Origin of the sequence: Bartonella sp. OD88NMGDW (genome assembly GCF_042193775.1) — a bacterium.
In the GTDB taxonomy this organism is placed as follows: domain Bacteria; phylum Pseudomonadota; class Alphaproteobacteria; order Rhizobiales; family Rhizobiaceae; genus Bartonella; species Bartonella grahamii.
Genome location: NZ_JBHIMA010000003.1, coordinates 149666 through 161931 on the forward strand (window position 1 = coordinate 149666; position 12266 = coordinate 161931).

Annotated in this window: 10 protein-coding genes and 1 tRNA gene; 4 read left to right on the plus strand and 7 right to left on the minus strand. The window is 38.3% G+C overall.

Features of this window, described 5'->3' with window-relative positions; translation table 11 throughout:
* Nucleotide 1 precedes the first annotated feature (1 nt).
* The gene (locus tag ACFIJR_RS03645; protein WP_375626476.1) at nt 2-328 is read right to left on the minus strand and encodes a YqjD family protein; all 327 of its coding nucleotides are present in this window, start codon (nt 326-328) and stop codon (nt 2-4) included.
* A 999-nt stretch (nt 329-1327) separates the two neighbouring features.
* On the opposite strand from ACFIJR_RS03645, the gene ACFIJR_RS03650 reads away from it, so the two are divergent.
* Together ACFIJR_RS03650 and ACFIJR_RS03655 are read left to right on the plus strand one after the other, a co-directional pair.
* Complete coding sequence (locus tag ACFIJR_RS03650) at nt 1328-2230, plus strand: MotA/TolQ/ExbB proton channel family protein (RefSeq protein ID WP_375653626.1); 903 nt, start codon at nt 1328-1330, stop codon at nt 2228-2230.
* Nucleotides 2227-2814 (plus strand): biopolymer transporter ExbD, encoded by a 588-nt coding sequence (locus tag ACFIJR_RS03655; RefSeq protein ID WP_375653627.1) that lies wholly within the window; start codon nt 2227-2229, stop codon nt 2812-2814. Before ACFIJR_RS03650 ends, ACFIJR_RS03655 begins: the two co-directional genes overlap by 4 nt.
* 886 nt (nt 2815-3700) lie before the next feature.
* On the opposite strand, the gene dut (ACFIJR_RS03660) is transcribed toward ACFIJR_RS03655, so the two are convergent.
* The 3 genes from dut (ACFIJR_RS03660) to ACFIJR_RS03670 all read right to left on the minus strand — a co-directional run bounded on the left by dut (ACFIJR_RS03660) (nt 3701) and on the right by ACFIJR_RS03670 (nt 5851).
* Entirely contained in the window at nt 3701-4144 is a 444-nt protein-coding gene (dut, locus tag ACFIJR_RS03660) for a dUTP diphosphatase (protein ID WP_375653629.1), read from the minus strand.
* Between the two features lie 211 nt (nt 4145-4355).
* Nucleotides 4356-4895, minus strand: coding sequence for a dUTP diphosphatase (gene dut / locus ACFIJR_RS03665; RefSeq protein ID WP_375625303.1), 540 nt, complete (start codon nt 4893-4895; stop codon nt 4356-4358).
* Between the two features lie 146 nt (nt 4896-5041).
* On the minus strand, nt 5042-5851 hold the full coding sequence (locus ACFIJR_RS03670) for a hypothetical protein (RefSeq protein WP_375653630.1): 810 nt from the start codon (nt 5849-5851) through the stop codon (nt 5042-5044).
* A gap of 1078 nt (nt 5852-6929) precedes the next feature.
* Here ACFIJR_RS03670 and ACFIJR_RS03675 point away from each other — a divergent pair.
* A complete protein-coding gene (locus tag ACFIJR_RS03675; protein WP_375625305.1) occupies nt 6930-7601 on the plus strand; it encodes a hypothetical protein in 672 nt (223 codons plus the stop codon).
* A 1878-nt stretch (nt 7602-9479) separates the two neighbouring features.
* Here the strand turns inward: ACFIJR_RS03675 and ACFIJR_RS03680 are convergent.
* The 3 genes from ACFIJR_RS03680 to ACFIJR_RS03690 form a co-directional block, all read right to left on the minus strand.
* Nucleotides 9480-10004 carry a type II toxin-antitoxin system PemK/MazF family toxin gene (locus tag ACFIJR_RS03680; protein ID WP_375625307.1) on the minus strand — a complete coding sequence of 175 codons (525 nt, stop codon included), beginning with the start codon at nt 10002-10004 and terminating at the stop codon, nt 9480-9482.
* Nucleotides 10005-10299: 295 nt separating this feature from the next.
* A complete protein-coding gene (locus ACFIJR_RS03685; protein ID WP_375653632.1) occupies nt 10300-10872 on the minus strand; it encodes a disulfide bond formation protein B in 573 nt (190 codons plus the stop codon).
* 12 nt (nt 10873-10884) lie between these two features.
* Nucleotides 10885-11490, minus strand: a complete 606-nt coding sequence (locus ACFIJR_RS03690) for a YqaA family protein (RefSeq protein WP_375625309.1) — start codon at nt 11488-11490, stop codon at nt 10885-10887.
* 222 nt (nt 11491-11712) lie between these two features.
* Here ACFIJR_RS03690 and ACFIJR_RS03695 point away from each other — a divergent pair.
* Nucleotides 11713-11797 (plus strand) — tRNA-Leu (locus tag ACFIJR_RS03695).
* Nucleotides 11798-12266: the final 469 nt, after the last annotated feature.

The following is a 12266-nucleotide window of genomic DNA, read 5'->3' on the forward strand; positions in this document are numbered from 1 at the left end:
CTTAACGACGCAGTAATTGAGAAAGAATAAAACCAACCCCTGCAGCAAACAAAACGCTTTTACCAGGATTTTTGCGAACGCATTGATTCATGGTTTGTTCAAGATCACTGATTTTTTCTTTTGCTTGAGACATCATGTCTTCACCACTTTCTTTCGCTGAGTGATATAGTTTTTCCGCTTTGTCTTTGGCGGCGTTGAATTTGTTTGCACCAAGATCTGTTAGGGTTGAGGTAATCCCTGAAATTTCAGTGCGTAACGTTTCTAATTGTCCTTGTAGGTCTTTTTCTACGGCTGATTTATCGTGCTGTGTTGTTTTATTATGGGCCATGATATTTTTCCCTCTTGATTCATTATATTTGCATTGGTGTGTTCATAGTGATCATTTGCATTGGAGTGAAAATTTTCACTGCTTGAGTAACGCCAAAAGTTTTTTTTGGTTCCTTTCACTTTGTCGAATTTAAAACTGTTTTTGATAAAATAAATCTTTCCTATACAATATGCTCTGTTCGTAAAGGATTACATCGGTTGAAAATTGTCTTATGCTTTTGCAGGAATTTAGCACCATTCTTCAGTTTCTCATGGCACAGTTTTTTTATAAAAGTTTTTTTAAAAAGCGTGTTGAGGCTTATTTTTTGGGCTTGTGACAGATAAAAAACATGGTTATTGTGATTTTGCGGCAGAAGTAATGTCATTTTTATGCTTTTGCAGAAGAAAAAGAAAATGCTATTTCTGTTCTTTGCTCTCTATGTATTTGAGGGCTAATCGCGCTCTCCCATTATACTTTTGGTCAGTTTAAGATATTGCGATCGTTCTTTTTTAAAAAAAGGTATATTTTTATTTGGATAGAAGGTACTTTAGTGCACTGATTGTTAGAGAAGTGCATATCCTTTTCTCCAAGGATTTTATGATATTTTTGCTGCTTATTCCATGAAAGAAATTATTTTGTTGGATTTAAAAGAGCCGCTGAAATGAAAGAAGCTTTGCGATATGAGGGATTTATTCAACAGGAACGATGATAAATTATTCTTATAAATGAAAATATTATATGCAATATTTCTTGTAAGTTTATCATTTTGCCTAATTTATGCAATAAATTGATTGAGTAAGATAAACTTGTTGAATTGTTAGAGAAAAATTTCTTGAGTGATTTCTTTAGAATAAGAGAGAGCTTGTGGAATAAAACTATACTTGATTTATCAAGTTTTCTTTCTTAAGAGGAATGCGAAAGCGACGTTAAAAGGGTAGTGGCATTGTGGAACAGTGATGCTGTGCGGGGTGACGATCCAGCTCATAAATAAAGATAAGAGCACAAGAATGTGAGATAAAAATGGAATCTGAAACAGTCCCTTTAGATAAAACAGTCCCTTTAGATAATATGTCTTCTATATTGACAGTGCATGATTTTTCTCCTCTTTCTATGTTTATGGCTGCTGATTGGGTGGTGAAAGCCGTTATCATTATTTTGTTACTTGCTTCACTTATGTCTTGGACAATTGCTTTTGTGAAAATTGTTGAGATCACTTTGGTAAAACGAAGAGTACGTCATGAACTTCAATTGGTTCTTAATGCTCAGACTCTTACGCGTTTGGCAGCTAGCTTGAAAGAAAGCAAAGGGGCTGGGGTGTTTTTTCTCAAAGAAGTTCTTAAAGAGGTGTATCTTTCTACACAACAGGTTCATTTTTCTGCTCCTGAAGGGATAAATAAAAGCTCTGGTGAAAAAACCAGTGCAGGGGAAAGTGCACAAACGATTGAAGATATTCTCTTTTATGAGGAGAGCAATCAATATGAAGATGTTTCCCGCGATGTTCGCGATGCTAAGGCTCGCGATGTTCATGAAGGTTTAAAAGAAAGGGTTCATTCACTTTTGTCACGCTGCTTGCTGGCTGCTACACGCCGTGTTGCATGTGGAAGCGCTGTTCTTGCAACTATTGGCGCAATTGCTCCCTTTGTTGGTCTTTTTGCAACTGTTTGGGGCATTATGAATTCTTTTATTGGGATTGCTCAGTCTCAAACAACGCGACTTGATGTGGTGGCGCCTGGAATTGCTGAAGCCTTATTCGCAACGGCTATTGGGCTTTTTGTAGCTATTCCCGCCGTTGTTATGTATAATAGCCTTATGCGTGCTTTGAGTGGTTATCGCAATGATTTAGGTGATATCGCTGCTGCTCTTGAAAGGCTCTTGAGCCGTGAACTTGATAGACAAAGACAACAGAAAAGTCATAAAAAATGAAAGCAAGCCTTAATAATGATTGGGATATGGACGAGAGTGGGTTGCAAAGCGAAATCAATGTGACCCCTTTTATTGATGTTGTATTGGTGTTGCTTATTGTTTTTATGGTTGCAGCGCCTTTGGCAACATCTGCCATTTCCGTTCAGCTTCCTTCTATAACTCAAGCACCTTCAGTGGTTCAGTCTGATGAACCCCTTTATGTTACTTTGCAAAAAGATCGTTCTCTTTACATTGGTGATCATCTTGTAGAACAGGCAGCTTTAAGAGAAGCTTTGTTGAGGGAAACTACGCAAAATTTAGAGACAAAAATTTTAATCAAAGCCGATAGCGAAATTGATTATGGTACTGTCATCGATTTATTAAATCAAATACGCATGGCTGGATATAATAAAATCGGTCTTGTAGGATTGCAAAACTCTACCAATCTTACCTCAAGAGGTGAGATCAATAATAAAACAACAGGGGTAGAGGACGTTGCTGTCGATGGAGCGGGTGGTAGCGCGGGTGGTAACGTTGTGGGGCATGTGAATGCCGTAATAACGGGCACTGCGGTAAACGCTAATATTCCAGCCGATGCCCTCTGACCAGTGATAAAAATAGCCTTTGTTGCAGGAAGCAAAGCATATGACTCAAAGTCGTAGAGTGAAATTGATGAGGGTTTTGTCGTGGATTTATTAAACCCAATACGCATGAGTTTGATATTACGCAGGGGAGGCATATGCAGGGGGTTTATATTATGCAGGGGGTTTATATATTGAATCGGTTTTTTTAGGATTAAGCACTGCTCATCTTGCCTCAAGAGGTGCGATCAAGAAAAACAGCAAGGGTGATTGTTGTGTGCCTTAATATATCTTAAAGCCCTTTTTGCGACGGTGTTTATAAATGGTATAACGGTAAAGCCTCCCGTAAAATAATAAAAAATCTATTGAACCTCACTATCTTTATGCTTAACAAAAGAGCAAGCGAGCACCATTATAGTATTTATATTTTCTCCCAATGTTGTGACAGTGCTGAGTACAAGTATTCATTATAGGCATTTTTCCAGTTTTTATCCACATGCTAGCCACGTTTGGAACGTGAGAGACATGCTTTTGATTGATTTAATATAAATAGATTTGCAATGAAACAATCTTACAGTATTGAGATCTCTCATTTAAGTTGAAAGACAATTCATTATTATAAATCAATATGATATATAGATTGTCGACATTACAAGCGGTGTGTGAGCTTTTAATGGTTAATGCCAATGTTTTTGTTATGGGGGAGGGGTATCCGGTGATAATGAAGTTTTGTGTAGTACAAGAAACGTAATTGAGAGATGATTGTTTAGAAGTGCGTTTAGTGAAAAAACTTTGAAAGTAGTAAACGCGCACTCCTTCTACACTTTAAAAGCCCAAGGGGTTTTAAGTGAAAGAGTGGTTAGAATAAGTGTGTGTTATATTTTAAGGGGAGCGATTTTTTCAGAGCTTCTTAAGTATGACCCGTTGAACCGAAACCTCCTGTTTCACGGCTCTCGTTATGGCTTTGGGTATTTTGCTCTGGTTCAATAGCGCAAACTTTGACTTGGAATACGGGGGCGATGACTGTTTGGGCAATGCGCATTCTCCGTTTAAATAGAAAAGTTTTCTTGGCTCGAATTGATAAGAAGAACTTTGACTTCACTTCCGGATAATCACACTCAATCGTTCCTAGAGTATTGAGGCATGTGATGGCGTGTTTTAAGGCTAAGCTAGAGCGTGGACGTATTTGTGCTTCAAGCCCACGTGATAAATGAAAAATAAGACCCGTTGGAATGAGTGCGCGCTGCCCTGGGGCAAGAACAAGCGTTTCTTCTTCTCCAATTGCTGCTTGTAAATCCAAGACCGGCAGAACCAGTCGTTGCGTAGTGAAGAAGTTTCCTTGTTCCAAGTGCAAGACGCTGAAGGGATAAAGTTAGGGCATGTGAAGATTGAGAAGAGACAGAGGAAGAGTAAGGATGATCGTTTAGAGGGGTGTTTGGTAAAAAAAACTTTGAAAGCAAATGCGCACTCCTTCTATACTTTAAAAGCCCGAAAGACTTTCAGTGAAAGAGTAGTTAGAATAAGCGAGTGTTATATTTTGAGGGGAGTGATTTTTTCAGAGCTTCTTAAGTATGTCCCGTTGAACCGAAACCTCCTGTTCCACGGCTCTCGTTATGGCTTTGGGTATTTTGCTCTGGTTCAATAGCGCAAACTTTGACTTGGAATACGGGGGCGATGACTGTTTGGGCAATGCGCATTCCCCGTTGGATAGAAAAGTCTTCTTGGCCTAAATTGATAAGAAGAACTTTGACTTCACCACGGTAATCACTATCAATCGTTCCTGGAGTGTTGAGGCATGTGATGCCGTGCTTTAAGGCTAAGCCAGAGCGTGGGCGTATTTGTGCCTCAAAACCAGGTTGAAGGTGAAAAATGAGACCCGTTGGAATGAGTGCGCGCTGCCCTGGGGCAAGAACAAGCGTTTCTTCTTCTCTAATTGCTGCCCGTAGATCAAGACCCGCAGAACCAGCCGTTGCGTAGTGAGGAAGTTCTAAACCTTGTCCATGCTCAAGACGCTGGATCGATAAGGTTATTTGTTGTGGAGGGGGAGAAGGAAATGCATTCGAGGAAGAAGGACTCTTTTGGCTGTTCAGGTGCGTAGAAGGCATGGTCAAAGCATCTCCAAAATAGAAAAAACAAACACAACTCTAACAAAAGATTCCGTTTGAAACAAGCAGCGAAAAATCTATAGATGGGACGATGGGTTTTGCTGCTTGTTTTGTATGGGAAATGCTTATTTTTCATGCTGTTTGTTTTAAATACTACCAATGAAGATACCCGTAGCAAAAACGAGCGCTCCGCCAATAATAACTTGTAACGATGCACGCCAAAAGGGAGTTGACATGAATTTGTTCTGAATCCAGACGATGGCGCCTAGTTCGAAAAAAACAATGATAAAAGCAATAATTGTTGCTACATAAAAAGAGTTGATCAAATAGGGAAGAGTATGGCCTAATCCTCCTAATGTTGTCATAATGCCGCTGGCAATACCTCTTTTTAATGGCGAACCACGCCCTGATAATTTTCCGTCATCGTGGGCTGCTTCTGTGAAACCCATTGAAAGTCCTGCACCAATTGAAGCTGAGAGCCCTATCAAAAAAGTTTGGTGCGTGTCTCCCGTGGCAAAAGCTGCGGCAAAAATGGGGGCAAGGGTCGAGACAGAGCCATCCATTAATCCTGCAAGACCTGGTTGAATCCAAGTCAAAAGTGTTTGTCTTTGCGTTTTCGAAGGTTTTTTTATGGTGTGATTTGCCGCTGTTGTTTTTGGGGATGGATGGCGGCTCTTGCCTTTCACAAGAGAAGTTTTGTCACATAATGAACCGATAGTGTTTGCACGATTATGGCAAGAAAGACACAAAAGTTGCTTATAATTTTTAAGCTCTTGAAGCCCCATGGCGGTAAAAACCGCGGCTTCCTTAGAGGAATAAGGTTCTAGAGCTTTTGCATATTTTAAATAGAGCGCCGCATGTTGCTCTTTTAATTTGAGCGCTTTAAGCATCACGTTTTGTGCTGAACGAAAGGACAGAGCTTTACGTTGTACAAATGAAAAAAACAATTTCAACATTTTCTGTTCCTTTGCACTTTAGAATAATTCTAAAACATAAGAAAAATAAACCAAAAGTCAATCTAAAAGTTAAAAACTGACAAATTACAAAAAGGTTGCACTGAGAAAAAAGGTGATGGGATGCTGAGAAAGTACAAGGAGATTTATCAAATGGAGACGACAGGGGCGCATGAAAGAAATAATTGCGTGAAAAAATTTAAGAGACAATGTGCTTTATTTTGCTAAAGGGGCGTTTCAATGAAGTATTTCAATGTATTGATGCTCGAGAATATAGGAAAGGAATAAGCTAGCATCATCATTCATTTGATGCGTTCAAAAGACTGTAACAGCTCTTGGACTTTGAAATGATTCTTTAAAAAGAGATCTTTTTCAAGGGATAAAAGCCCATTTCGCGAGGGGGCCCCTGTGAAGAGTATAGAAGGGTAGAGCCGCAAAATTTCCATGAAATAATATAAACTCCATTGAGTCTTCTTAATCTTTACGCTTCATAAAAGAGCAAGCCGGCATCATCGTACACCTTAGCTCCCAGTGTTGTGACAGTCTTTAGCACGGTTCATTATAGGCATGGCATTTTATTGTACAGTTTTACGCCACTTGATCCCACTTGTGGAGGTGTAAGACAGTATTCTTATGATATTTACGCGCATTTTAGCGTTGTTACAGCTTTTGCATTTAGGTGGATTTGTTAGCGTGTAACGAATTATCTTTTGTGCTGTAATTGCAGGGACAGGTTTAAGGGTGGGAGTGCATAAATGAAGAGATATTATCCATATTAAATTGTTTGAGATCACGCATAAAAATTTATGCTTTATGAAGGGGCATTTATCGCCTTGTAACTTGCCTGATATCTTGCATGAAAGCCCAAAATTCAGTAGGATTCTCTCACTTCAAAACTTCTTATATTGAAACAATTCAAATCATTTTCTTGTGGATCACAAGGAGGGGTGTGGGTGCTGTGTTTTTATTTAAAGTATGGGATGAGTTGAAATGTGAGAAGTGCATAATCTCTATGCGTTAACAAACGTTTTTGATGTTTTTAAAAAAGAGCGAAATTGTGCAGATAAAAAAGGGAGCATATATGGAAAATAGTGATGGTTTGAAATTTTGGCGGCTTTCTGAAAAACTAACAATACTGCAGGCAGCGCTTTTAATAGTTGGATTAAATCCAGGAAAGTATTTGTTTGTCAACAAATTAGAACCAGAAAAAAGTGATATTTACGAAGATAACCTTTCCGTATCATCAGAGAAAACTGCTAATTTCCGTGCAGCTTATCATGCTATCGTTCAAGCGGGAAAAAGCAATCGATTAGAGATAGAATGGTCGTACTATAATTTTTCGGATTTTATAGATGCAGATTCCTCATATGTTCGCGTTGATGATTTAAAAGAATGGCTTTCATCGCGTGGTCTGTACCCTCCATTTTTTTTCCCTGAGGATGATTCTGCTGAGACTAAGGACCAAAAATATTATGCGTTTCAAGATCCAACGCATCCACGTTATGCTCCAAAGCTTGCTGCTATTGTTGCGGCATGGGAAGCGGTGAGTGAGGTTGAGGGTGGTAAAACTGTTAAAGGAACGCTTGCAAAATGGTTGCAACAGAATGCTGATCAATATGATTTACACAATAAGAAAAATGGTAAGTTAAAAAAGGATGTTATTGAGGAATTAGCGGCTGTTGCGAATTGGGAACCTACCGGAGGGGCGCCTAAGACACCTGCCAGCTCTCTTTTATCAAAAGAAAAAAAATAAAAAGATCACTAAAATTGTGCTGCTTTTTTTGATAATTTTGAAGATAATCTCTTTTTCTGGGGGAGTTTTTTACTTTTCTTCCCTAGATTATAAGTAATTGTTTTTCAATGAAAATAATTTTTATAGTGTTCCTCTGACGGTTCAGACGGGGAAAATAGACATTTTGGGGCAGTAAAATTTACCCTGTAGTTTTCGTAACGTACCTCTCTATTTTTGTTTGATTTTTTTGGGCATTTTGCAATCCGTTGTCAATTTAAGGAGAGTAACATGATTAAAGTTAATCTTTTTTTTACTATGCGTAAAAGTGTGAAAATTTTTCGGGGAAATGTACGGATATTTGGCAATGTGCTGCGGATGAGGTGGTGCGTAAATCGTTTAGAGTAGGTCTATTATCGTGTTGGTTAAAGTTTGAACTTATCGTTGTTATGGAAAAGGTCAAAACTGAGCGCCATGTGCGCTCTCCATAAAGAAATCTTGTCATCTATGAGCGAGTGAGGATTTCTCTTGAAAAATTTGCACAATAGTAAAACTGGTTAGCAAAACCCGTTCTGTGGCGCAACAAAAAGAATGTCATAAATGATTATCTCATCATAAATATGCTCTAAGAATAACCCGTGCGTGGCGAAAGTCTATGGCGTAGTCGCTATAGATTTTTGCTCCGTGTGTGATGATCAATACTCTTGTTTATCTCTTGTCAATGCAAGTGCCCATGAAAGTGATGAGAGTCTATTGCTCCACTCTGATGCTTGGTTGTTCATGTTTAGAAACGACAAGTGTATTAAATGCGATAGGGCTGATAGAGGGGAGAACGCATCCTGTAAAAAATAGGTGTGTCTTTAAAATAAAGCTGATAAACGAAATTATTTTTTTATCTACCTTTTATACGGCGAGAAAAAGGCATTCAAAGCGCAAGCATTAGCAATTTAGCAGTAAATCCCCAAATAGCTTAACATATATCGTTTTTCGGAGAAGAGGAAGAAAAGTCTATCTGCAAAAGCTATGTTAGGTCGTGTGACCGGTGAAATAATGTGGTTAGGGCAATAAACAATTGTTATTGGTGAAGAGATAGAAATCGGTTGGGTGTTGATTTCTGTTTTACTACAGAATTTTCTTTGTTATATCGTAAAAACACTATTTTGCGGTTTGGTGATATAAGTTCTGTGTTTAGCGTTATCGTTATCAATCGGTTATCATATGGTAAGTAAACTAATATTATTCAGATTACATAAGCATTGTTAGCTTTCTTTACAGAAACAGATGCGTTCAAAGATGAATGGAGTATTCTGTGTAGTCTTAAAGCGTTTGAATCATTAAATGCTCTTTACTATTTTTTTCTTTTCAAAAATGCTGGCTTTTTCATCCGCTTCATCCGTATTGAGGGACGTAAATAAACAAGTTGTGAGGTCGAATATCTTTTGGTAAATTGAGCGATTGAACACTTCAAGAGCGCGAAGAACAAGGGATTGTTTGTTATGCCAAATTATGAAAATGTTTTTTTCAATCTTGGAAAGATATTCCCATTGCGGCAAATCATATAAAGTTTAAGCAACGGCAGCACGGTTTTTTGTGCAATGAAATGATAAATATGTACAACATCACGGTAATCTCCATGGGAAACTTTACCGGATTAACAGTACGGAGAGTGCCTTCTTCTTACCCAAAATCGCAGATATTTCAAAACAACAACGGTGGAGAATGAATGTTGGATATGTTCTAGGGAAGGTTGCAAAAAATGGCTAAAAAGTTCTCAAAAAAAATACTAAAAATGACGAAAGGAGCGGTTTCCCACTCCTTCGTTCCTATCTCCCCTTTCGGGGAAGCGGCCACCATTACTGATGCCGTGTATGCTGATATAGGTACACTTATTTTTCTCAAAAGTCAATACTGTAAATGCGGTAAATATTTGAGCATCAGAGCTACAACTTTATGAAAATCTTCGCAGGATAACCTTGGAACGGTACGTGAGCAACTTAAACGACTTACAGAAACTGTTGTGACATAATTGCAGATAATCCATGCTTTTTTATTCTCTATAGGAGATTGTATTGGATACGCAGCGGGATTATTGGGTTGTGATTTCGTTGAAAAAGGTAAAACTGTCACATTTCCATATAATTTTGCATTCTTAGAAAGCACTAAAACAGGCCGCTTTTTCCAAAATTCAGGGAGTATCGAATCATGAGGAAAATCGCACCAAAAAACTTGTCTGATGCGTGGTGCCGATTTGATTCGTGGTTTTATGTGAGGTGGTTTTTTGTAAGGAGCATTTAAATCCGTTTCTCTTATATGCTCGCGCCATGCATTATGATCATGTTCCATCATAACACATGGTTCTTCAAGTTTGGTTATATCTAAGGAAATAGGTGATAGGGTAGAAGGCGCTGTGTTCTTATCTTCAGCCATAGCAGACCATTTATATTTATCGGTCCCCTCACTTATTATTTTACGGCTTTTCTATCACGGGTTTTTATCAAAATGTTGCTCATAAGTACAGAGAGGTGAAACCATAAAATGGATATATCTGCTTATTTTTGTCTTTTGTGTACAACGCTAGAGGAGGGATGTTGGTGACTCGTTGGTGTTGGTGGGTTGGTTTGGCGGTGGGTGGTTTTGGGTGGTGATTGGTGACTGGAGGGTGTTGGTTAGGGGGAAGCGATTGGAGAGAACGAGTGCACGCGGTTTTGTTTCTATTTTATGATTAGAGTTTTTTATTGCTTGAAAAGAGCCCTTTTGAGGCAACATAAAAACTGATAAGCATGTAAAATAGGCTTGAGACGACATTCCAGCCGGCAAATGAAAGAAAAAGAAAGCGTGCGGATGCTTCAGAACAAGAAGGGGGATGAATGTTGTTTAATTGGTTAAGTAGCTGGTTAATGTCTGAGGTTTTTCTGACTGCGCTTAAACCACAACTGAGGGGAGCTGCCCAAAAGCCATATTCAACACCCGCATGATAAACGGCTAAAACAAGGCTGATGCACATTAAGACAAAAACACACAAAAATAAAAGTTGTATCCAAGCAGTTATGCGAAAAAAATATGCCCCAAAACCTGCTAAGAGCAAAAAGGGTATGGCCCCATAATAGGGAAAACGCTCTATGAGACACAAATCGCAAGGAAGATACCCTCCAAAATATTCAAAACCAAGGGCAAGACCTATTGTAGCGGACAAGCAAAAAGCGAGAAAAAAAGCCCATAAACTTTGTTCTTTTCTGCTGGGTTCAAGATGAAGGTGCTTGTATAAAAGTGGGTGAGAAGACAAAAGGCACGCCATTAAGTCTGTTCCTTATAAAAGCTTTTTGTTTAAAAAAGCTATGAAAATCCCATAAATTAAAACGAGACTAACACAACCAATGAGAATAATCCATTTGAAATGCTGTACTAGAAAATTCATTGCTTTTTGTCCAAAATGTTTAATCAGCCATGCGAGAAGATAAAAACGAGCGCCTCTAGAAAAAATACAAATAAGAATGAAAAGTTCAAGGTGTACACTCATTACACCGGCCAAAATTGTGACAATCTTGATGGGGGGAAGATGAAAAAAACCTGATGTTATCAGTAAAATGACTAGAAATTGCAGGGTTGCACTATTTTTCAGAGATTCAAAACTTTCAACCTTACCGTAAATTTCTAAAATGGGTTTGGCAAGAGTATCATAGGCAAAATGTCCGATAAACCAACCGGCAATGCCTCCTAATACAGAACAGATAGTCGCAATCAAAGCATAGTAATAAACCCGCTTTTGATGGATAAGCAGCATCGGAATATATAAAACATCTATCGGAATTGGAAAAACAGAACTTTCAATAAAGGCAATGAAACCAAGCCAGTGTGGTGCTGTACGCCGATTTGCTAAAGAAATCGTCCAAAGCTTTAATTTGTTTAATATCATGAGGCTTTCTATAAATTTAAGAGGTAAAGACTTTACAAATGAGATTGTTATAAATCCGGTAGAGAAATCCAATAAAGAAAATATTTCATAAAACAGATAAGAAAATGATATGAATTCTTAAAAAATGAGAAGTCTTCTGTTGACGAATCTGTGCTTCTTCATATAGTGCAAAAGAATAATCGACAAGTCTGTCTCTTATAGTCCTGTCTTTTATAGCAATGTGCGGGTGTGGTGGAACTGGTAGACGCGCCAGACTCAAAATCTGGTTCCGAGAGGAGTGTCGGTTCGAGTCCGACCACCCGCACCACTTCATAAATATTTTCCTTTATCCTGTTATGGCGCATCGTGTTGATTTATAAAACATGTGGAATTGATAAACAGTGTTCAATGTTTTGCATGTTGAATGAAAAACCTCGAATACCATAGGATTCTCTCATTTTAAGTCTGTTTATTTTAAATTGACCAAAATCATGTCTCTTGTACATTGCAAGCTGGATGCGCTATTGTGGAATGAAATTTTACAAAAAATGAATAAAAATGCCTCTTAATAAACCGTTTCAAGGGCATCATTGGGGGGTAGGAGTGTATGATGGATGGTGCCAGCTTGTACTTTTATCTTGCACTTTTATGAAGTGTAAAGATGGTGCTCTATAGATTTTATATTCTTGTGGGTGCTGTCGCAAAATGGGCTTGAGGGTTTTGAGAGATGTTTCTTTAAAACACGCATGTGAATTAGCAACCAAAGTGTTTTTGATTTGAATGTATTTGGGATTTGA